Consider the following 22517-nt stretch of genomic DNA (forward strand, 5'->3'; position numbering starts at 1 on the left):
ATATCTGCCCGATCCAGGGATGTGGGGCCTTTCAACATCTTAATCTAGTCCGTTCACCAGACTATAGAACAAATGATCCCTCTCATGCTTGACCTGACGGGCAGGAGGGTGCTCATCTTCGGGGGAGGCGACGTCGGTGCCAGGAAGGCTGCATACTTCGAGCATGAGACGGAGGTAACGGTGATCAGCCGTTCGTTCTCGCCGGATCTTGAAGGTCTTGCAGTCCAGCGGCAGGAGGCCGACCTCTCATCCCTCACGGACGAAGCGCTCCGTGGCATCCTGCAGGGTGCGTTCCTCGCCGTAGCCGCGACACAGGATCCGGTGATTAACAACCGCATCGGGAAATTATGCGCTGAGATGGGAGTTCTCTTCAATAACGCCGCCGGAGAACCGGGTGACGTCATCATCCCTTCGATCGTCCGGGGCAGCAACTACCTGGTCGCGATCAGCACCCGCGGAAAAAGCCCCGCCGTATCCCGCTACCTCCGCGAAAAGCTCGAGGCTGAGTATGCAGATCTCGACCGGATGATCGACCTGCAAGAAGAGGTGCGTTCGATGCTCAAGAAGACTGAACCGGTGCAGGAGGAGCGATCCCGTATCCTCTGGAAGATCCTTTCGGACGACGAGATCTGGGAAGCGCTCGCCTCCGATTATAGCCGGGCACGCGGACTGGCCATCAAGAGGTATCTGCATGCCTGATTCACTCACGATCCCGCTCGCGCTCGCGGGTATCAGTCACCACACTGCAGATATCGCAACGCTCGAAGCGTTCCGGTTCCCCGATGAAGCGGCGTTCCTCCGTGAGGCGCGGGAGCGATTCCAGGGCGCCCTCCTGCTCCAGACCTGCAACCGCGTCGAGGTGCTGGTGCAGGGCGATGCGCAGAGCCTTGAGGGGTTCCTGCAAGAGCATGGCAGGCGTGACTTTGCGGTTATCGAAGGCGAGGCCGTCCCGCGTCACCTCCTCGAGCTCGCTGCCGGCATCGACTCCCTGATCGTCGGGGAGGACCAGATCCTAGGACAGCTCAAACGGGCGCTTGCGGCCGCAGAGGAAGCGGGGACAGCAAGCAGCATGATCAAGCTCTGTATCAACAAAGCGGTCCACGTAGGGGTCAGAGTCCGGCGTCAGACTCGAATCAACCGGGGTTCGGTCTCGGTCGGTTCTGCGGCCGTGACACTTGCAGAGAGGCTTCTTGGGACCCTTCGCGACCGGCACATCCTGGTCGTCGGGAGCGGTGAGATGGGGGTGCTCGTGGCGCAGGCGCTCGCCGCGAAGGGCCTTACGGCCATCTACGTTGCGAACAGGACCTACGATCGCGCGGTGATGCTTGCAGAAAAGATCGGAGGGCGAGCGGTCAACTTCAAGGACCTCTACCGTTACATTGCGCTCTCTGATGTCGTCATCTCCTGCACTGCAGCGCCGCACCCGGTCATCCGAACCGAGGATATCATGGGAGTGATGGAGGAGCGTCTCTGGCCGCTCGATCCGCACCCCCGCCACCTGATCCTGATCGATATCGCCCAGCCCCGCGACATCGAAGATGGGGTTCGATCGATCGATGGCGTACACCTCTTTACAATCGATGACCTTCGGAGCATCAACGACGCCGCCATGGACTCCCGAAGGAGCGAGGCGGATCGGGCACGCGAGATCATCGATGAAGAACTCGACCATTTCATCCGGCTCCTCCGGCGAACAGCGGCAGATGAGACGCTTGCTCTCCTGTATACATGGGCGGAGTCGATCCGGGTGCGTGAACGGGATCGGGCGCTTGCCCGCCTCGGGGAGATGGACGACCGGACGGTGGAGGTCATCGACGACCTCTGTCGTGCGCTCACCAAAAAACTCCTCTCCGACGTGACGATGGCCATCCGAACAAGCGCAGAGCGTGGTGATACTACGACAGCAGAAGCCCTGATGAGGGCAATTACCCAGGGGGAGTTATGTTCCCAGAACGAAGAATGAGGCGGATGCGGCGGCGGATCATTCAGCCGCTCCTCCGCGAGACAGAACTTAGGAAGACCGATCTTATTGCGCCGATCTTTGTCGACGCATCGATAGACGCACCGCTTCCGATCGCCTCTATGCCCGGGCAGTTCCGCTACCCGGTAGACGGTGTCGCCGACTGCTGCGAGCGCCTCTGGAACGCCGGCATCCGGGCTGTGATCCTCTTTGGAATACCGGCCGCCAAGGACAGCGCGGCGACGGAGGCATACGCGGCGGCCGGCGTTGTCCAGCAGGCCGTCCGGAGGATCAAGGAGCGATTGGCGGAGATGGTTGTTGTGACCGATGTCTGTGCCTGCGAGTACACCGACCACGGCCACTGCGGGATCGTCGGGGAGACGGCCGACGGTCCAGACCTCTTAAACGATCCCTCGCTTGACCTGATGGCTAAGATTGCCGTCTCTCACGCGGAGAGCGGCGCTGATATCGTCGCACCGTCGTGTATGCTCGATGGGATGGTGCAGGCGATCCGGCGGGCTCTCGATGAGGCCGGATATCAGGATGTTTTGATCATGTCCTACTCCTCGAAGTTTGCAAGCGCTCTCTATGGGCCGTTCCGCGATGCAGCAGACTCGGGGTTTGCGTTCGGCGACCGGACGACCTACCAGATCAATCCGGGTAACGCGAGGGAGGCAGTGATGGAGTCGGAGCTCGACGCGGCCGAAGGGGCGGATATCCTGATGGTCAAGCCGGCAGGGATCTACCTCGACATCCTCGCGGCCATAAAAGATCTCGGGCTGCCGGTCGCGGCCTACCAGGTCAGCGGGGAGTACGCGATGATCAAGGCGGCCGCAGAACGCGGATGGCTGAATGAGCGTGCCGTCGCCCTCGAGAGCCTCACCGCCATCAAGCGCGCCGGGGCCGACCTGATCATCACCTACTTTGCAGAAGATGCGGCGAGGTGGCTCGATGAAGAGCAGTGACCTCTTTAGTCGCGCTAAGACCCTGATGCCGGGCGGCGTCAGCAGTCCTGTCCGGGCGATCAAGCCCTACCCGTTCTACGTGGAGCGCGCCGCAGGGTCCCGCCTCACGACCGTCGACGGAGTAGACCTCATCGACTGCTGTCTCGGCTACGGGCCCCTCATCCTCGGCCACGCGCACCCGGAGATCCGGGAGGCGATCGAGCGGCAGCTCGCGAAGGGGTGGCTCTACGGCACGCCGACGCCGCTCGAACTCGACCTTGCGGGGATGCTTGTTGACGATCACCCCGCCATCGAGATGGTCCGGTTCGTCTCGTCGGGATCCGAGGCGACGATGGCCGCGATCCGGCTCGCCCGGGGCTATACAGGGAGACAGGACATCGTCAAGGTCGAGGGTGGGTTTCACGGCGCCCACGATGCTGTCCTGGTCAAGGCCGGGTCGGGAGCGACCACGCTCGGGGTGCCTGACTCTGCAGGCGTCCTCCCGGACCTTGTAGCACACACCCGGCAGGTCCCTTACAACGACCCCGAGGCGCTGGAAGACCTTCTTTCCAAAAACGACGATATCGCCGCGTTCATACTCGAGCCGATCATGGGGAACGTCGGCCCGGTCCTCCCCGATGACGGCTACCTCGCCGCCGTCCGGGAGATAACCGCGGCTCACGATGTTCTCCTCATCCTCGACGAGGTGATCACCGGGTACCGGGTCGGAATCGGCGGCGCGGAGGTGCTGTACGGGGTAAAGCCGGACCTTGCAACGTTTGGAAAGATCATCGGCGGCGGTCTCCCCATCGGGGCGTTCGGGGGGCGGCGCGAGATCATGGAACTGGTTGCCCCCGCAGGCCCGGTCTATCAGGCCGGAACCTTCAGCGGCAACCCGGCGAGCCTCGCGGCGGGGTATGCGACCCTCCGCCACCTCCACGAGCACCCGGAGATCTACCGGCGGCTCGACGAGGCCACGCGGGCGATCGGAGAGGTCGCCACAGACGCGCACCGCGGCTCGTTCGTGAGAATTGGCTCGCTCTTCAAGCACTTCTTCCGGGGCGAACCTCCGCGGAACTACCGGGAGGTCAAGGAGTGCGACACGGAAGCGTTCTCGCGGTTCTGGCGGGCGATGCTTGATGCCGGGATCTTCCTCCCGCCCTCGCAGTTCGAGACGAACTTCCTCTCCGCCGCCCACACGAAAGAGGATATCGAACAGATAGCAGACGCATACGGATCATGTCTCTTCGCATAGGCACACGGGGAAGCGCTCTCGCGCTTGCGCAGACAAAGAAGGTGGCCGGCCTCCTCGCCGACCGGGGTATCGAGACGGAGATCATCACGATCACGACCGAGGGCGACACCGCAACCGGCGTCCCGCTCCATGCCATCGGCGGGCAGGGGGTCTTCGTGCGGGCGCTTGATGAGGCGATCATCCGCGGCGAGATCGACGCTGCGGTGCACAGTATGAAGGATATCCCCGCAGCCCGTCCTGCGGGAACCGTCTGCTGTGCGGTGCTTGAACGGGACTCGCCTGCGGATTTTCTTGCGCACGAGGGTCCCCTCGATGCGGTCAGGATCGTCGGGTCCTCGAGCACCCGCCGCCGCGCCCAGCTCCTCCGCGAGGAACCGGCGCTTGAGGTGAAGCAACTGCGGGGGAACGTCGATACCCGGATACGGAAGCTCCGCGAGGGGCAGTACGACGCCATCGTGCTCGCGGAGGCGGGCCTCCAGCGGCTCAACCTCACGCTCCCCGGCGAGCCCCTCCCGACCGACCGGTTCGTCCCGTCCCCAAACCAGGGGACCATTGCGGTTGTCTGCCGGGACGACCCGGCCGTCGCCGAGGTCTTTGCCCCCCTCGACCACGCGCCCACCCGTCTCGATGTGGAGATCGAGCGTGCCGTCATGGAGGAGGTCGGCGGCGGGTGCTTTACCCCGCAGGGGATCTACTGCCGGAACGGGAACCTGACCGCCGAGGTGCTCGCGCTCGACGGCTCCCGTTGGGAGCGGATCGAGCGACACATAACAACAATCGACGAGGCGCGGGAGTGCGGGCGCGAACTGCGCCGACAGGCGGCCGACCTTATCCGGGAGGCATATGCAGCACTGGGGATAAAACCATGACAGGAAAAGCGTATCTTGTGGGGTCTGGCCCGGGCGGGCTCGGCCTCCTGACGATGAGGGCCCGCGAGGTGATCGATGCGGCGGACGTAATCCTCTACGACCAGCTCCCCGGCGAGGAGATCCTCGCATCGCTTCCTAAGAGCGCCGAACTCATCGACTGCGGGAAGTACGGCGGCAACCACACCATGGAGCAGGACGAGATCGAGGCGCTGATGGTCGAGCGTGTCAAGGCAGGGAAGACCGTTGTCCGCTTAAAAGGAGGCGACCCCTTCCTCTTCGGCCGCGGCGGGGAGGAGGTCGAGACCCTCCGGGAGCACGGCATCCCCGTCGAGGTGGTACCCGGAGTGACGAGCGCCATCGCCGTTCCCGAGATGGTCGGTATACCGGTCACTCACCGGCGATACGCGTCGCAGGTGACGTTCATCACCGGCCACGAAGACCCCACGAAACCCGAGTCCGCCCTCGACTGGGAGGTCCTCGCCCGCCTGAAAGGGACCCTCGTCGTTCTGATGGGCGTAAAGAACCTCCCCGCGATCGCGAAAGCCCTCACGGCGAACGGCAAGGACCCCGCGACCCCCGTGGCTATCATCGAGCGGGGGCTCCGGCCGGACCAGCGCGTGACGGTCGGGACCCTTGCCGACATCGCCGAGAAGGCCCGCGCCGCAGGTGTCCGGCCGCCGGCGGTGATCGTGATCGGGTGGGTGGTGGAACTTTACGAGGGTTGAAGGAGATTTGGGGGGCGGATGATCCCCTGCGCTGTTCTAGCATCTTCTTTTTTTGCACTGATTATTCCGGGTTGGTGGTGTTTTAAGAAGTGTTGGCGAGAATTGGGCGGCTCTATAGGGCATGCCCTTCAGGGGGTGACGTGAGGGCCTTTGTGCTTTTAGTCCTCTGTTTCTGCTCGTAGTCATTCACACCCATGCACGGATTTCCGGTGGATATCGCCATTGGGGGAGGGGCCGACGGGGAGTGCGATGGTCCGAAGGACCGGAGCTCGAGCACCGTTAGGTGCGAGGTGCGAGCGAAGCGAGCTTGAGAAACTCGAAGAGTTTCGAGAACGAAGGGCGGAACGCCCTGAGTTCGAGCACCGTTAGGTGCGAAGGGGGCTTGCCCCCCTCCCCTGTCTCCGCACCTAAAATAGATGTTCTGTGTGATTCGTTGACATGACGAAATTATCCCCTCAAGAAGAGATGTAGAATATCTGTGGGGCTTTGAGGGTCCTTGCCTGCGAGATGATGCCGCAAACCCCCACCGCCCGCGCTTCGCGCTCCTCCCGCCCCCTCAAGGGGGCGGGCAGTGCATGGCGATAGCCGCTGGAAATCCATGTTCGGAACGTTCGAACCGTAAAATATGAGTCCTTGAGGAGCGGGCGAGGTAAGGCGTTCTCAAACACGAGTATTCTTACCCTCAACTATGCCGGAAAATTTCTCCATCCTATCCGTGCACCACTCCCTGCAACCGGAATCCTCTTTTCCCCTCGCACGCTTACCTCCTATGAGAATTACCATGCGGAGTGAGACGGTAAAGAAAGGCTACCAGCGTGCTCCGAACCGGGCGCTGCTTCGGTCGCTCGGCGTGACCGACCGGGAGATGGACCAGCCCTTCATCGGGATAGCGAACGCGTACAACACGATCGTCCCCGGGCACATCCACCTCCGGTCGCTCTCGCAGAAGGTGCAGGAGGGTGTCGCGGCCGCGGGCGGCGTGCCGTTCGAGTTCGGGACCATCGGTATCTGCGACGGGATTGCGATGGGCCACGAGGGGATGCGCTATTCCCTCCCCTCGCGTGAGAACATCGCCGACGCCGTCGAGCTGATGGTCGAGGCGCACCGGTTCGACGGCCTCGTCTGCATCGGGACCTGTGATAAGATCGTCCCCGGGATGCTGATGGCGGCGGTTCGGTGCAACATCCCGACGATCGTCGTCACCGGCGGGCCCATGCTCCCCGGCTATTCGGCGGGCCGCGAGCTCTCCCTCATCGACGTCTTTGAGGGTGTGGGCCGCATCGCCGCCGGGACGATGTGCGAGGAGGAACTCGGGGAACTCGAGTGCGCGGCAATGCCCGGGTGCGGGAGTTGCCAGGGGCTTTATACCGCAAATACCATGGCCTGCGTGACCGAGGCCCTCGGCCTCTCCCTCCCGGGGACTGCCGCCATCCCTGCAGTCGACGCGGCAAAACTCCGCATCGCCCGGGAGAGCGGGGAGCGGGTGGTGGATCTGGTCCGGGAGGGCATCCATCCAAGAGACATCGTCACCGAAAGAAGCATCAAAAACGCCATTCGCGTGGACATGGCGCTCGGCGGGTCGTCAAACACTGTGCTCCACCTGATGGCCATCGCCCGGGAGGCGGAGGTCCCCCTCGAACTTGAGACTTTCAATACCATCGCCGAGGAGACCCCGCATATCTGCCACATGCAGCCCGGGGGACCGCACTCGATGCTCGCGCTCCATCGGGCGGGAGGAATCCCCGCGGTCCTTTCGATGCTCGAGCGCTATCTCGACGACGCCCCGACGGTCTCGGGACGCTCGATCCTCGATATCGCGAAAGCCGCGAGAGTCACCAACCCGGAGGTGATCCACACGACCGATGCTCCTGTCAGCCCCTCCGGCGGCCTCAAGATCCTCAGAGGAACGCTTGCCCCCGACGGCGCCGTCATCAAGTGCGCGGCCGTCTCCAAGGAGATGTGGCGTCACCGCGGTCCGGCACGAGTCTTTGACGGGGAAGCGGCCGCGATGAAGGCGATCCTCAACCGTGAGATCGCAGAGGGCGACGTCATCGTTATCCGCTACGAAGGACCTCGGGGAGGGCCGGGGATGCCCGAGATGCTCTCGCCGACCTCGGCGCTGATGGGTCTCGGCTATGCCAGGGTCGCACTGGTGACGGACGGACGTTTCTCGGGCGGCACCCGGGGCCCGTGCATCGGGCACGTCGCTCCCGAGGCCGCGATCGGTGGGCCGATCGCTCTTGTGGAGAACGGCGACAAGATCGTGATCGACCTCTACGAGAAACGCCTCGACCTCATTGTCGATACGGCGACCCTCGAGGAGCGGCGGCGAACCTGGAGACCGCCGGAACGTCGGCTTACCGGGGTGCTCGCCCGGTATGCGCAGACCGTCGAACAGGCTAACCTGGGCGCCGTCCAGAAGTAACCTCTTTTTTGCTAGAACGGGCGGAATGACCTTTATTTTCCCATCCGGGATGAGCGCATGGACTTTTCCCGTGCAACGGCTCCCGGCGGCGATCTATTTTCGTTGATAGAGAGCCCCGATTGGATAAATATACCCTATAATCGCGATGATTTTGTACCCTGCATCCCTAAACCGCACGTTGACGAACAGGAGTGTTCATAAATGCCTGAAGCAAAATCCAGCAGGTTACTGCCTTTATCTTTGGCCATCTCTTTGCAACATCCCGGCGAATATGTTTTTAATCTCAGGACGCAACCTCCACGGTAGGCGCATCCGTCCAGGACGGTCGCCAATATTGACGACGGAGTTTACGGATGATTGAGAAGTTTCTTGAGGGCAACAAGCGCTTCGTAAAGGAAGACTTTGCAAAGGACCCAGAACATTACGGCCCGCTTGCATCGGCCCAGCATCCAGAGGTCCTCTGGATAGGATGCTCCGATTCAAGAGTGAATCCCGAACGCATAACCGGCGCAAAAGCCGGCCAGATCTTCGTGCACCGCAATATCGGGAACATTGTCCCAATCCACGACTGGAACTTCGCGACAGTGCTTGAATACGCGGTCAACCACCTCAAGGTCGGGGATATCGTCATCTGCGGGCACTCGAACTGCGGCGCTATGAAGGCGCTCGGCCATGAGACCGATGACGTATACATCCCGCTCTGGCTGAATAACGCGATGGAGGCGAAACACCGGGTTGATGCCAGGATCCCTGCGCCGAAGACCCCCGAAGAGGAAAAGTACCGGCTGCGCGAGATCGAGATTGAGAACGTTGCCCTGCAGATTGAGCACCTCCGCACCTACCCGACGGTCAAGGCTGCGGAAAAAGAGGGACGAATTGGGGTTCACGGCCTCTACTTCGATCTTGCGACCGGAGAACTGGAGAAGATATTCTAGGATTCCTCCAGGGCATAATCAATCTCTTCTTTTATCAGATCGAGCGAGATCCTCCCGATCGACGTCAGCCTCCCGTTGACGAGGATGATCGGGATGGGGGGGTGACGCTCCTCAATGATCTCCCTCACGTGGTCGGGCATCTCATCGTCGAGCAGCGTCATCTTCACCTCGACCTTATCGCCGTAATCGTAGAGGAGTTCATCACGCAGGGCGCTGACGGCGTCCATCAGGCTATTTGACGGGTAGCAGGTCTCAAGGCCGCAGGATCGCGTCTCATCGCAGGGAAACGGACCGCATTCGGACTCCATAAACCCGACTATCTCAACAGTCACTTCTGCCATGTACCTTCGGTGAGGGATTCGGGCTATATTATCCTTCGTCCCGGGGAGTGAGCAGAGCACGGAACGCCGCCCTGATATCGTCCTCAGCTCCAGCAATCACGCCTACATCACCCGCCCGGTCGAGATCGCCGATCAGCACCGGTGCGGCGGGACGGATCCCCAGGTTCTTCATGAACATGTCGACCACACGCGTCACACAGACGAATGGCTCGGCTCCCCGCCTGCCGGCGACCGTGACGAGAAGCCCACGGGCGTGCACCTCCTTCCCGAGTATCTTCTCCCGGGCATGGAGCCATTGGCAGCGGTCCATCAGCGCTTTGAGGGGAGCCGGGACGGTCCCGGTGTAGACCGGGGTGCAGACGACGAGGACCGATGCGGTCTCAAGCGCCCGGATGATCGCGGGCATATCGTCATCAACCGGACAGTAGCCATGGTTGTAGCAGACGTAACAGCCGATACATGGCCTGATATCCATCTCGTGCAGATAAAAGGCCCGGGAGGTGAGACCCATACGGGTGGCCTCGTCGTAGCACCACGACGCAACTTTCGCGGAGTTCCCGAACCGGCGCGGACTCCCCTGCAGAATGACGACGTCGGCCGCGCCGGTCCCCGGGAGCGGGCGGGTGAAGAGACGTGGCCGCACATAGGCCTCGGGGCGGGAGGCCACGTCGTGAACGAGCCGCGCAAAGACGATCTCCGCCGCCTTCCGGGTATCAAAGAGGGAGATCGGCGGCGCCTCGTAGGAGTTGATTGCGTAGGTGTATACTGTCGTCGTGCCGTGGAGGACCTCGATCGTGTACCGGATCATGCCAGGATAGATGCTCCCAAGGTCATCGAGGGTGAGTTTGACCGTAAACGTCCCCTCAGGCGTCTCGATGATCTCAGTCAACTCTCTCGCGCTCTCACCCACGGCATGCCATCTGGCGCTCGGCCGCCATCAATATTTCGTGTTTATGGGACTCTTTGTTTTAGGTTTCAGACGCGGTGACCGGGGGCGGTGCGCGATCGGTCATTACCGTTAATACGGAATCCGATCCACATGGTATGGTAATTCATGAAGGCGGTTCTGGGTCTTGAAGACGGAACATTTGTTGTAGGGGATGGTTTTGGCGTTGAGGGGACATGTTCCGGGGAACTCGTCTTCACGACGCAGATGACCGGTTACATGGAGGCATTGACTGATCCCAGTTATGCCGGGCAGATTTTGATGTTTACGTATCCTCTCATCGGGAATTATGGTGTAGATTATCAGAATTTTGAGAGCGCACGGGTGCACGCGCGGGGTTGCATCGCGCGCGAGATCGCTCGCGCGCCTGCAATGCGCCCTTCAGTTGCGGAGTTTTTTGAAGAGAACGGTCTGCTCGGGATCTCAGGCGTCGACACCCGCAGCCTGACGATAAAGACCCGGACGGTCGGGACGCTCCGGGCCTCTCTCATTGTCGGAAGCACGGATGGTGAGGAGGCTGTCCGGCGCGCTCGGGCGGTCCCTCCGATCAGCGAGGTGGATCTTATCGGGAGCGTCTCCTGCCCTGAGCCCTACCGGATCAGTGGGTCAGGAAAACGGATTGCGGTCATCGATCTCGGTGTAAAACGGCATATCCTTGAGAGTCTCAGATCTCGCGGCGCCGATATCTACGTCTTCCCGCACAATGCCGTACCCGACGAGGTAATGGCAGTAGAGCCTGATGCGCTCTTCATCAGTAATGGACCGGGCGATCCGAAGAGGGCAACAAGCGCCATCAGGTGCGTCCGCGATCTTGTGGGTGAGGTGCCGATCATCGGCATCTGCATGGGTATCCAGGTAGCAGCGCTCGCCCTCGGTGCCGAGACCTACAAGATGAAGTTTGGTCACCGTGGGACAAACCAGCCGGTTCGCTACCGGGACGGGAGCATCTACATCACGACGCAGAATCACGGGTTTGCGGTGGACGAGGAGACGCTGCCCGAGGGATGCATAGTCTCATACCGGAACGTGAACGACGGAACCGTTGAAGGGTTCGAGGATGACGACCTCAACATCACCTGCGTCCAGTTCCACCCGGAGGCGCACAGCGGCCCCCGGGATACGGAGATGTGCTTCTTTGACCGCATCTATAGGGGGCTCTAACATGCCAAGGAATCCTCGTATTAAAAAAGTCCTCATCATCGGGTCTGGCCCCATCCAGATCGGGCAGGCGGCCGAGTTCGATTTCTCAGGTTCGCAGGCCTGCCGCGCCCTCCGGGAGGAGGGTGTCGAGGTCGTCCTCGTCAACTCGAACCCCGCGACGATACAGACCGACCCGGATACTGCAGACGTTATCTACATCGAGCCGCTGAAGGCCGAACTCATTGCAAAGATTATCAAAAAAGAGAAGCCCGATGGAATCTTGAGCGGGATGGGCGGCCAGACCGCTCTCAACATGACCGCAGAACTCGCGGAGATGGGTGCGCTTGAGGGCGTCGAGATCCTCGGAACACCCCTCGAGGCAATCTACCGCGGCGAAGACCGGGAGCAGTTCCGCGACCTGATGAATGCCATCGGCGAACCCGTCCCCCGGAGCATGATCCTCGAGAGCATGAGCCAGATCGACGAGGCTATTCGCGAAGTTGGTCTTCCGGCGATCATCAGGCCGGCATATACGCTCGGCGGCTCGGGAGGCGGCGTGGCGCACACACCCGAGGAGATGCGGCGGATCTGTGAGTTAGGGCTTGCCCGCTCCCGGATCCACCAGGTCCTCGTGGAAGAGAGCGTCGCCGGGTGGAAGGAGATCGAGTTTGAGGTGATGCGAGACGCGGCCGATACCTGTATCATCGTCTGCGGGATGGAGAATGTCGACCCGATGGGCATCCACACCGGCGAGAGCATCGTCGTTGCACCTATCCTCACCCTGCGCGATGATGAGTTCCAGATGCTTCGAACCGCCGCGATAAAGATTATCCGGGCTCTCGGCGTCCAGGGCGGGTGCAACATCCAGTTCGCCTACCGCGACGGCAATTACCGGGTCATCGAGGTGAACCCCCGGGTCTCGCGATCGTCGGCGCTCGCATCCAAGGCGACCGGCTACCCGATCGCCAGGGTTGCAGCAAAGATCGCGATCGGGCTTCGGCTCGACGAGATCATGAATCCCGTGACCGGTGTCACCCCTGCGTCATTCGAGCCTGCGATCGATTACGTGGTGGTAAAGGTGCCCCGGTGGCCGTTTGACAAGTTCAAGTCGGCGGACCGGACGCTCACCACGGCGATGAAGAGCACCGGCGAAGTGATGGCAATCGGCCGGACGGTCGAGGAGGCGTTCAAGAAGGCGCTCCGGTCGATCGATACCGATATGCAGCGGCATACGAACCCGAGCGAGATCCGGATGATCCTTACATCTCCGACGGACGAGCGGTTCGGCTGTCTATTTGATGCCATCCGGGAGGGGTTCACGGTCGAGGAGATTGCTAACCTCACCTCCATCGCGCCGTTCTTCATTGAGAAGATCAAGAACATCGTGGATCTCGAATGGAAACTCAAGAATGCCTTTGAACCCGGAGATATCCAGGTTGCAAAGCGTTACGGCTTCTCAAACGAAGAACTGCAGGCACTCACGGGGAAGACCGCCGCCGAGATCGAGGCCATCGCTGGAACCCCGACCTACAAGATGGTGGACACCTGCGCCGCAGAGTTCCCGGCCACAACCCCTTACTTCTACTCAACGTGGGAAGATGAGTGCGAACTCACCAGGAGCGACGCGAAGAAGATCCTGATCCTCGGTTCCGGACCGATCCGGATCGGGCAGGGGATCGAGTTTGATTACTGCACCGTCCACGCGGTGATGGCGCTCCGCGAGGAGGAAGGGATCGAGGTCCATATCATCAATAATAACCCAGAAACGGTCTCGACCGATGCTGATACCTCAGATAGGCTCTTCTTTGAGCCGATGCAACTTGAGGATGTCGTAAATGTCCTCAAAAAGGATAACTACTACGGTGTCATGGTCCAGTTCGGGGGCCAGAACTCGGTGAACCTGGCCGTGCCCCTGGAGGCGGAGATCAAACGCCTCGGTCTCTCGACGAAGATCCTGGGGACGTCGCCCGATGCCATGGATGTGGCGGAGGACCGAGACCGATTCAGCCATCTCCTCAACCAGCTCGGTATCCCGAGCCCGGCGAACTCTTCTGCGCATTCGGAGGAAGAAGCGCGGGAGATTGCCCGATCGATCGGCTACCCGGTGCTGGTTCGGCCGTCCTATGTCCTTGGCGGGCGGGCGATGGAACTCGTCCACGACGAGACTGAACTGGAGAGTTACATCAAAGAGGCTGTCCGGGTGAGCAGGAAACACCCGGTGCTGATCGACTCCTTCCTCCAGGGCGCCGTCGAGATCGATGTGGATGCGGTCTGTGACGGGACCGATGTCCTGATCGGCGGTATCATGGAGCATATCGAGTGGGCCGGGGTCCACTCCGGCGACTCGGCCTGCGTCATCCCCCCGCAGTCCCTCTCTCCCTCGGTGATTGCGCGGGTCCGGGAGTACACAAGGAAGATTGCCCTCGGCCTCGGGGTCGTCGGGCTGATCAACATCCAGTATGCCGTCCAGAACGACATCGTCTACGTGCTCGAGGCAAACCCACGGGCAAGCCGGACCGTGCCGTTCGTCTCGAAGGCAACGGGCATCCCCCTCGCGAAGCTTGCGGCGAAGGTGATGGTGGGTCGGAAACTTGCCGATATGAATATTGTCGAGCCCAAGATCGAGCATGTTGCGGTGAAAGAAGTGCTCCTGCCGTTCAACAAACTCCCCGGCGTCGACACCGTCCTTGGGCCGGAGATGAAGAGTACCGGCGAGGTGATGGGGATCGATTACGACTTCGGCCGCGCCTACTACAAGGCAAGCACCGCTGCGGACAACACCCTGCCGACGAGCGGGAATATCTTCATATCAGTGACGGACGATCAGAAGGAGGAACTTCTCCCGATTGCGCGCAAGCTCCGGGAACTCGGCCTCTCGCTCTATGGTACGAGCGGGACGGTCGATTTCCTCACCCAGAACGGCGTTGAGGCGAATCTGGTCCGGAAGGTCCAGGAAGGATCACCGAACGTCATCGACGTCATGCGCTCTGGCGGGATCCGGTTGATCATCAACACCCCGGCAGATAAGGCGTCCCGGCAGGATCACATCCAGATCATGCGGGCGGCCGTCGATTACGGCATTCCTTACATCACCACGCTTCAGGCGGCACGCGCTGCTGCGATGGCGATTGATGCTATCAAGCGCGAGGAGATCACCATCGAGCCGCTTGGGCACTACCACGGGCTGGCGTAACCCGGCCCGGGAGACTTTTTTTCATCGCTCTCATCCACCGTTTCTGGGATCAGCTACCTGGACGAAAAGATCCCGGAAGATTCTGCTCAAAAAAAGGAGGATTATGCGTACCCTAGCCACGCATCAACCTTGTCGCGGTTGGCATCAATCCACTTCTGTGCGGCTTCCTCTTCTGACATGCCGTCAGCGATATCGGTCATGACCGTGGCGATATCCTCGCCGGTCCACTCAAACCGGGTGAGGATCGCATAAGCCTCCGGGTCGTCAGTCGCGAGACCCTGTCTTGCGAGGGTCACGATATCCTCGGCCCCACCGTAGACACCCTTCGGATCATCGAGGAACTTGAGGTCATAGCGGCCGAACTTCCAGTGCGGCGACCACCCGGTCACCACGACCCATTTCTCGCGCTCGATGGAGGAGGAGAGCTCAGCTGCCATACCGGCACTGCTGCTTGCAACCAGTTCATAGTTGAGGCCGTACTCATCGATGGCCTGTTCGGTCCGGGTCATGATCCCCGCACCAGGCTCGATGCCCACGATCCTGCCGCCGAACTGATCGGCCACGCCGTTCATCTCCTCAATCGAGTCGATGGTTACGTAGGTCGGAACAACAAGCCCAATACGTGCCGCTCCGGGGATGTTCTCCTTGACATAATCGATCCGGTCGCCGTACTGCTCCCAGTAGTGCTCATGCGTGTGGGGGAGCCATCCGGTTGTCGTAAAGTCGACGCTCCCACTTGCAAGCGCCTGGAAGAGCGGTCCTGCATCGACGGCAATCAGTTCGACGTCGTATCCTGCTTCCTCAAAGACCAGTTTCATCACGTTGCTGCTCGCGATGGCACAGTCCCAGGTGACATAGCCGATCCTGATCTCTTTCTTGGGCTCAGTTGCCTGTGTGCCGGTGCAACCGGCAGAGAAGAGACAGAGCACCAGAACAATACCTGTCAGTGCGAGCAGGTTTCCTGTTTTTCGATTCATGATTTTACCTCAACATCGGTATCTATTCGCTTTCAGCGAATAGATCGCGTTCAGAATCCGGCTTGTGTGGGGTTCCGGATTCTCACAAACAATCCAGCTTGGCAGCAAGTTACCAGCAGTCTGGACATAAGCAGAGGTGGCGAAGTATGCCACTCCTGGCTTGCTTGCACCCCAGGGCAAAAAGGCCAGATGTTGACCGATTCAACATATAGATGTAACATTATTTAGGTTTTACGAGTTCCGATTGGCGAATGAAGCCTTTTTGAAACGAGATTTGAACGGAGATATGACGACGATCCCCTCTATTATACGCTGATCATCCGCCGTCTCTTCGGTCAATATGACGATGAATGCCGGAAGATGAGCCAGCCTCCCGTTCCCCTCAAAAATAATATTGAGATGGATCACTGGTTCTCGTGCTGGGGTACAAGATTCTGGGTGATCCGGTCAAGGATGATCGCAATGATCACGATAGCGAGCCCCGCCTCAAATCCCATACCAATGTCTACCCGCTGGATGCCCACAAGCACCTGATACCCAAGACCCGCTGCTCCGATCATCGATGCGATGACGGTCATCGAGAGGGCAAGCATGATGCACTGGTTCACCCCGGCCATGATGGTGGGCAGAGCAACCGGAAGTTGCACTTTGAGAAGTTTCTGGCCGGGTGTTGAGCCGAAGGCATCCGCAACCTCGATCAACTCCTTGGGCACCTGTCGGATCCCAAGGTTGGTGAGGCGCAGCGCCGGCGGCATCGCAAAGACGACCGTCGCGATGGTCCCCGGCACGTTCCCGAGGCCGAAGAAGATCACTGCAGGGATCAGGTAGACAAACGAGGGCATCGTCTGCATGAAGTCGAGGATCGGTCTGAGTACAGCATTCAGCGGTTCACTCCTTGCAGCCGCGATCCCGAGCGGGATCGATATCGCGAGCGCAAGACCTGTTGAGACAAGGACGAGCGCCAGGGTGAGCATGGCGAGATTCCAGAGCTGGAGGTTCCAGATCAGCAACAGACCGAGCGCCGTGAGTGCCGCCAGTTTGATATCGCGCCGGGTGACGAACCAGACCAGCACGCTTACAAGGACGATCAGGACCGGCGCCGGTATAGCGAGCAGGAGATCCTGCAGTCCGCTGATGAGGAATCCGAGCGCATCACTGACCCCATCAAGCAACCAGCCGAAGTACTGCTCGATCCAGTCCACGAGCGCTTCAATTGCATCTCCCACAGGGAGTTTAGGCAGTTGCATTGATATCCTCCCCCTTTCGTGCCAGGGCAGCGAGTATGGCACCCCGGAATACTAATCCCCGAAGTCTGTTTTCGTCATCAACCACCGCAACAGGATAAGGACTCCCGGCGATTACTGATATGATGTCGGTAAGTGGGGTGTCAAGCGCCACGGTCGGGATCTCGGTGTTGATGATCTCCTCAAGCCCCTTGCCCGCACGTACTGCTTTGAGAGTATCTTCGAGCGTAACGAGACCTTTGAGGCGGCGATCGCGGTCGACCACAAATACGCTCCCGATATCGTGCTCTTCCATGAGGTGCAGGGCAACCCTCGGTCCCGCGGTGCACCGGGCGACCGGTTCGGGGTGGCGCATCACGTCGCTTGCCGAGAGGACCCTTGTCAGGTCGACGTCGGCGACGAACTTCTCGACGTAAGCGTTCTCGGGATTCGTCAGGATCTCCTCAGGTGTCCCGATCTGCACGATCGCACCATCTTTCATCAAGGCAATACGGTCGCCGAGCTTCAAAGCCTCATCCAGGTCGTGGGTGACGAAGATGATCGTTTTGCTGAGCCGCTGCTGAAGATCGAGCAGTTCATCCTGCATATCCCTGCGGATGAGGGGATCGAGGGCACTGAACGCCTCATCCATCAAGAGGATATCGGGGTCGCTCGTGAGGGCACGGGCAAGCCCAACACGCTGCTTCATGCCACCGGAGAGTTCACTGGGCATGCTTTCCCCATAACCGCCGAGTCCCACTAATTTGAGCGTTTCTTCGGCTTTCTTGCGGCGCTCTTCTACCGGTACACCCTGGATCTCAAGACCAAAAGCGACATTATCAAGGACCGTCCGGTGTGGGAGGAGAGCAAAGTTCTGAAAGACCATACCCAACTTCCGCCGCCGGATCTCCCGGAGTTCCTCGCGGTTCATCTCGACAATATTTTTGCCGTCGATCCATACCTCGCCCTCAGTTGGGTCGATGAGCCGGTTGATACAGCGCAGAAGCGTTGATTTTCCACTCCCGGACAACCCCATCAGGACGAATGTCTCGCCCGGCATAACCTCAAACGAGACATTATTGAGGGCCAGCGTCATACCTGTCTCTTCATAAATCTCCTGTTTTGAGCGTCCGGAACGATGGAGTGCCAGCACTTTTTCAGGATTCTCACCGAATACTTTGGTCAGATCTCTGACGCTGATTATTGGTTGTAATAATTTTGTGTCCCCTACGGGTAACTTTTCAAAAATAACGAAACCCTCCAGTTTTCACAATTACTATTTCATCTATTTTATAATTTTTGTTTATCCAAAAGACTCTATATTCAGAATTATTTTTATTTTTACGCCATTTTTTGGAGTTTTTTGAGATAGAATATAATCATGAGCGCCATTCCGTAATTCACTCACAGTTTGAGAATTATTCCTCATATTATGTCCATTTTCCCAGATTCCGAACTTTCGCTCATCTGCACTGGAAGTCCCAGTCGCGCAATAGGATCCTGATGCCTAGGCAGGCTCATCTATACCCCTCAGGCACATACTCCCAGATATCCCCGAGCCCCAAGAGATACTGAAAAAGGCTCAGATTCCACCCAGTGTGCCCGTCCATACCATTTCTTTTATTGTGTGAAAGGTCATACAATTGTAGATTACTCCAGACAGTCTGACTGACTGAGATCAAGAACGCGGAGATCAGTACCATGGAAAAGGGAAAAGTCGTCCTTGCATTTTCCGGAGGCCTCGATACCTCCGTCTGTATCCCCCTCCTGCGCGAGCACTATGGATTCGATGAGATCATAACCGTCGCAGTCGACGTTGGCCAGCCCGAGGAGGAGATCGTCCGGGCAACAGAGAAAGGCCAGATGCTCGCGGACAAGCACTACACTATCGATGCCAAAGAGAAGTTTATATCCGACTGTATCTTCCCCTCGATAAAAGCGAACGGGTCGTATGAGGGTTACCCGATGGGCACGGCGCTCGCACGCCCGCTGATTGCCGAGGAGATCGTAAAGGTCGCACAGCAGGAAGGCGCCTCGAAGATTGCACACGGCTGTACCGGAAAAGGAAACGACCAGCTCCGTTTTGACTTCATCTTCCGGTCCGCAGGCTACGATATCATCGCACCGATGCGGGAGATGAACCTGACACGCGAGTGGGAGATCTGCTATGCACAGGAGCACAACATTCCGGTTCCCGTAGCAAAGGAGAAGCCCTACAGTGTCGACGAGAACTGCTGGAGCCGGAGCATAGAGGGAGGCAAACTCGAGGATCCGGCCTTCCACCCGCCCGAGGAGATCTACGCCTGGACTGTATCGCCAAAAGACGCCCCGGATACCATGGAAGAGATTCAGATCGAGTTCGAGAAAGGTGTCCCGGTTGCCCTCAACGGCAAGAGGCTCCCCGGCATCGCCCTGATCCGGGAGCTGAACCAGATTGCAGGCAGAAACGGCGTCGGCCGCAACGACATGGTCGAGGACCGGATCCTGGGCTTGAAGGCCCGCGAGATCTACGAACACCCGGCCGCAACCGTTCTCCTTGCCGCGCACCGGGACCTCGAGCACCTCGTCCTGACCCGTTCGGAACTCGCGTTCAAGCATATCGTCGACGACAAGTGGTCCGAACTCGCTTATATGGGGCTTGTGCACGAGCCGCTCTTCCACGCTTTAACCGCATTCATCGATACAACGCAGGAGCGGATGAACGGCACCGTGGACGTCGGTCTCTATAAAGGCAGCGTCAAGGTCCTCGGTCGGAGTTCGGATGCCGCGCTCTACTCAGACGATCTGGTCTCCTTCGACTCGAAGACGATCGATCAGAATTACGCTGTTGGGTTCTCGCATTTCTTTGGACTGCAGGCACGCCTGCTCAAAAACCTCAAGAAGTGCTGAGAGAGGTGCTTACAGCACCTTCTTCCCCGCCTCTTTTCCCGGCGTGCACTCGAAGACGTCGGTGATCTTGATGATGATGAGGGACTTCGCCGGGAACTTATCGTTCTTTGCCTTCATCTGATCGCGGAACTTTTCGTACTCCGGGCCGGAGGTCCGGATCTCGGCTGAGCCTTTTATCTGGAAGCACCGTTTGGAGTCCTGGTCGTAGAAGTAGAGAGCAACAAGAGGATTTTCTTTGAGGTTTTCAAGCGTCTTTACCATGTAATTATCCATAATCCAGATTGTGTCGTCGGCCGCGAGCTGGATCGATGCCATTGGCGCCACGTTCGGGACGCCGCTCTTTGAAGCAGTGGCCATCGGCATGACTTTGGTCTTTGTAAATATCTCCTTAACTTCGCCTGAAAGCGCAACCATGCGATTCACCATCCTGGGGGGCGGATCGGGCACGGCGGGGTGCCTCAACCCGTCCGATAGTCTGGTTATCCGTGCTGTGCGTATATAACACCTCTGCCAATGGCGTCGTCATGTGGAGTATGGTTAACAATCGCGCGAGTTTTGCATTTTCAGAGTACAACAGAATCATTCAATCGTAAATACCACGTCTTTTGCGCCGTTTTGTGAGTCGATAGTGGGCGTAGTGAACGATTCAGGTGCAACGAGGGCGCGAAGGCTGCATAGGGAGGAGTTTAAGCAGACCTGAAGTTATGCTTGACTACACCCGCCTCTGACTGGCGAATCCAGCAAATTCTGCAAACACTCCATAAAATGCCATCGTCCTGTTCCTTGGCCCGGATCAAGAGATCCTTTGAGCGGCTTATCTTTTCTGAGTCCCGATACCGTATGCGGGCATGGAAAGATATAAAGTAAGAGACGGGAAAAAAACTACTATGTGTGCCCGATTTTTGGAGCGCTTTTTCAAACCTACTCCGCATATCGTCGAGAGCCCCCCTCCACCATCTATCTCCCATGGAGCGGGTGCAGGTGTTCCCGAGTACCGGGTGAAGCCCTATTTTATCGTGGCATCCGTCGAGATGGGCAATACGACGACCAAGTGCATCCTGACCGGCACGAACCTCGAGACGGGCAGATCGTATATCATCAACAAGACCGTGACTATGAGCCGCGACGTCCGACCCCCAAAGCCGGGTGAGACGATCTTTGGGGAGACTCTGGACGGCACGAAGTTAACAAGGGAGTCGGTCACGGAACTGGTGCGTGATACTCTGATCCAGTGCCACAACGAGGCACACCTGAGTATCAAGGATGATCTCGACTTCGTCGTCAGGAGCACCGGCGTTGTGGCGGCGATGGACTCCCCGGACCAGGTCGGGGACTTCATCATCGCTCTTGCGAACGGCTGTCTTGCGGCGGGGGTCCCTCCGCGGAAGATGACGCCGCCGATGTCGATCGACAACCTCCCCCCGAAACTCCGACCGTACTCGTTTGCAGATAAACTGGTCTTTGTCGGTGCCGTCGCTGGCGTGGTGCCGCCGGTAGGGTGCACCGGCGTTGAGATGGTTGCAAACGAGATGGAAGGGGAACTCGCGATGGCAGGCATCAAGGAGGGGGCCAAGTGGACGCCGGTCGACTTCCGGAATCCCTGCATATCGATCGACTTCGGGACCACGCTGGATGGCCGGATCACGAGCGATGTCGCCCCGGACGATCCGAACCCGTTCGCCCAGACGATCGGGAACTTCTGCGGGCTTGCCGGCGCCATCCCCGACTCGATCGTCCGTGGAACCGGGCTTGTGAAGGAGCGGACTGGAACAGCCCTCGACCTCTTTGGCGACCACAGCATCAAGGGCGCATTCGGAGGCCGGAAACGCTCCATCGTCGAGGAGTACGTCGATCGGTGCCACGAGCATATCGATATTCGCATCGTTCCACCCGACAGGACGAGGTTTGGGCGGGTCCCGGTCTGTGCCGACGTAGCCGACAAGTCGGGCGTCGCTCTCATCGGGTGTGACTGCGGTGTCAACGGCAGCGATATGCCCGTGCTCGAGGAGATCGGGCATGAGATCTACCAGGAGCACGGCACGGGAATGCTGGCCGAGGTCGTTGACAGGGTCTGTGCGAGGATGGCGCTCCGGCTCATCGATGTTGCCGTCGAGAAGGGAATGGTCCCACCGAACTCATCGATCGGATTCACCGGAAGGGCGGCAATCTCTGGGAGAAAACCCGAGTATATCCTCGAGGGGATCATGGAGCGGAACCTCTATGATAACCCAAACGACCACCTGGTCTTTGTAGACGATGGTCTTGCCCGGGGAGCGGCGCTGATGGGGCGGTGTATGAACTCTCTCGGTAAACCCAAGGCCCCGCTCGGCGGAGTCCGGGGAGGGCCATGTATTATGTCCCGCCGGATCAAAATAGGAAAGTAGGATCTGGTAGCAATGGCTGATGAAGAACTGTTTGATCTGCTTGTCCCCCCGGGCGTGCCGAGGAAGATGATCTACGATGTCGTCGAGAAGTACGACGTTGAAGTGGTCCGGCGGCCGCAGAGACTATCGTTTGCAAATATGGACGGGGATGTGAGGGAGTTACTGGCATTCCGCGGCAAGAGAGAGGTCGTCGAAGAGGTGCAAAAATACCTCTTTGAGCAACTCAAAGAGTTCATCGCGGAATAAATACACTTTTTTTTGAATCGCTGCACCGGGATTACCCGGCTAGGATATAGTCCCGGGTTATTGTG

General features: G+C 59.3%; 19 protein-coding genes. 13 read left to right on the plus strand and 6 right to left on the minus strand.

Going from position 1 to position 22517, the window contains the following annotated elements; translation table 11 throughout:
- The first annotated feature begins 72 nt into the window (after positions 1-72).
- The 8 genes from MCUTH_RS01105 to MCUTH_RS01140 all read left to right on the plus strand — a co-directional run bounded on the left by MCUTH_RS01105 (position 73) and on the right by MCUTH_RS01140 (position 9113).
- The gene (locus MCUTH_RS01105; protein WP_066954233.1) at positions 73-699 is read left to right on the plus strand and encodes a precorrin-2 dehydrogenase/sirohydrochlorin ferrochelatase family protein; all 627 of its coding nucleotides are present in this window, start codon (positions 73-75) and stop codon (positions 697-699) included.
- A complete protein-coding gene (gene hemA, locus MCUTH_RS01110) occupies positions 692-1963 on the plus strand; it encodes a glutamyl-tRNA reductase (RefSeq protein WP_066954236.1) in 1272 nt (423 codons plus the stop codon). The genes MCUTH_RS01105 and hemA overlap by 8 nt, the downstream gene beginning before the upstream one ends.
- Positions 1942-2925 carry a porphobilinogen synthase gene (gene hemB / locus MCUTH_RS01115; protein ID WP_066954239.1) on the plus strand — a complete coding sequence of 328 codons (984 nt, stop codon included), beginning with the start codon at positions 1942-1944 and terminating at the stop codon, positions 2923-2925. Before hemA ends, hemB begins: the two co-directional genes overlap by 22 nt.
- Positions 2912-4159: a glutamate-1-semialdehyde 2,1-aminomutase gene (hemL, locus tag MCUTH_RS01120; RefSeq protein ID WP_066954242.1), complete on the plus strand. Its 1248-nt coding sequence runs from the start codon at positions 2912-2914 to the stop codon at positions 4157-4159. The genes hemB and hemL overlap by 14 nt, the downstream gene beginning before the upstream one ends.
- Positions 4144-5028, plus strand: coding sequence for a hydroxymethylbilane synthase (hemC, locus tag MCUTH_RS01125; RefSeq protein WP_066954244.1), 885 nt, complete (start codon positions 4144-4146; stop codon positions 5026-5028). Before hemL ends, hemC begins: the two co-directional genes overlap by 16 nt.
- On the plus strand, positions 5025-5753 hold the full coding sequence (gene cobA, locus MCUTH_RS01130; RefSeq protein WP_066954247.1) for a uroporphyrinogen-III C-methyltransferase: 729 nt from the start codon (positions 5025-5027) through the stop codon (positions 5751-5753). Before hemC ends, cobA begins: the two co-directional genes overlap by 4 nt.
- Positions 5754-6534: 781 nt before the next feature.
- Positions 6535-8178 (plus strand): dihydroxy-acid dehydratase, encoded by a 1644-nt coding sequence (gene ilvD, locus MCUTH_RS01135; protein WP_066954250.1) that lies wholly within the window; start codon positions 6535-6537, stop codon positions 8176-8178.
- 353 nt (positions 8179-8531) lie between these two features.
- Entirely contained in the window at positions 8532-9113 is a 582-nt protein-coding gene (locus MCUTH_RS01140; protein WP_066954253.1) for a carbonic anhydrase, read from the plus strand.
- Here the strand turns inward: MCUTH_RS01140 and MCUTH_RS01145 are convergent.
- Both MCUTH_RS01145 and MCUTH_RS01150 read right to left on the minus strand, forming a co-directional pair.
- Complete coding sequence (locus MCUTH_RS01145; RefSeq protein ID WP_066954256.1) at positions 9110-9454, minus strand: hypothetical protein; 345 nt, start codon at positions 9452-9454, stop codon at positions 9110-9112. The two genes, MCUTH_RS01140 and MCUTH_RS01145, sit on opposite strands and share 4 nt — an antisense overlap.
- Before the next feature lie 28 nt (positions 9455-9482).
- Positions 9483-10364, minus strand: coding sequence for a flavodoxin family protein (locus MCUTH_RS01150; protein WP_066954258.1), 882 nt, complete (start codon positions 10362-10364; stop codon positions 9483-9485).
- Between the two features lie 144 nt (positions 10365-10508).
- On the opposite strand from MCUTH_RS01150, the gene carA reads away from it, so the two are divergent.
- Entirely contained in the window at positions 10509-11561 is a 1053-nt protein-coding gene (carA, locus tag MCUTH_RS01155) for a glutamine-hydrolyzing carbamoyl-phosphate synthase small subunit (protein ID WP_066954261.1), read from the plus strand.
- A 1-nt stretch (position 11562) separates the two neighbouring features.
- Positions 11563-14733 carry a carbamoyl-phosphate synthase large subunit gene (gene carB, locus MCUTH_RS01160; protein ID WP_066954264.1) on the plus strand — a complete coding sequence of 1057 codons (3171 nt, stop codon included), beginning with the start codon at positions 11563-11565 and terminating at the stop codon, positions 14731-14733.
- A gap of 101 nt (positions 14734-14834) precedes the next feature.
- On the opposite strand, the gene MCUTH_RS01165 is transcribed toward carB, so the two are convergent.
- The 3 genes from MCUTH_RS01165 to MCUTH_RS01175 all read right to left on the minus strand — a co-directional run bounded on the left by MCUTH_RS01165 (position 14835) and on the right by MCUTH_RS01175 (position 18029).
- The gene (locus MCUTH_RS01165; protein WP_066954267.1) at positions 14835-15710 is read right to left on the minus strand and encodes a glycine betaine ABC transporter substrate-binding protein; all 876 of its coding nucleotides are present in this window, start codon (positions 15708-15710) and stop codon (positions 14835-14837) included.
- Between the two features lie 404 nt (positions 15711-16114).
- Entirely contained in the window at positions 16115-16957 is an 843-nt protein-coding gene (locus MCUTH_RS01170) for an ABC transporter permease (RefSeq protein WP_066954269.1), read from the minus strand.
- Positions 16944-18029, minus strand: coding sequence for a quaternary amine ABC transporter ATP-binding protein (locus MCUTH_RS01175; RefSeq protein WP_273258490.1), 1086 nt, complete (start codon positions 18027-18029; stop codon positions 16944-16946). The genes MCUTH_RS01170 and MCUTH_RS01175 overlap by 14 nt, the downstream gene beginning before the upstream one ends.
- A gap of 605 nt (positions 18030-18634) precedes the next feature.
- Here MCUTH_RS01175 and MCUTH_RS01185 point away from each other — a divergent pair.
- The gene (locus MCUTH_RS01185; RefSeq protein WP_066954278.1) at positions 18635-19822 is read left to right on the plus strand and encodes an argininosuccinate synthase; all 1188 of its coding nucleotides are present in this window, start codon (positions 18635-18637) and stop codon (positions 19820-19822) included.
- A 9-nt stretch (positions 19823-19831) separates the two neighbouring features.
- Here the strand turns inward: MCUTH_RS01185 and MCUTH_RS01190 are convergent, their stop codons facing one another.
- On the minus strand, positions 19832-20236 hold the full coding sequence (locus tag MCUTH_RS01190) for a pyridoxamine 5'-phosphate oxidase family protein (RefSeq protein WP_066954282.1): 405 nt from the start codon (positions 20234-20236) through the stop codon (positions 19832-19834).
- Between the two features lie 473 nt (positions 20237-20709).
- Between MCUTH_RS01190 and MCUTH_RS01195 the strand changes: the two genes are divergently transcribed.
- Together MCUTH_RS01195 and MCUTH_RS01200 are read left to right on the plus strand one after the other, a co-directional pair.
- Positions 20710-22206: a methanogenesis marker 14 protein gene (locus tag MCUTH_RS01195; protein ID WP_066954284.1), complete on the plus strand. Its 1497-nt coding sequence runs from the start codon at positions 20710-20712 to the stop codon at positions 22204-22206.
- 12 nt (positions 22207-22218) lie between these two features.
- A complete protein-coding gene (locus MCUTH_RS01200) occupies positions 22219-22452 on the plus strand; it encodes a hypothetical protein (protein ID WP_066954287.1) in 234 nt (77 codons plus the stop codon).
- Positions 22453-22517 lie beyond the last annotated feature (65 nt).

This window comes from Methanoculleus thermophilus (genome assembly GCF_001571405.1).
GTDB lineage: Archaea > Halobacteriota > Methanomicrobia > Methanomicrobiales > Methanoculleaceae > Methanoculleus > Methanoculleus thermophilus.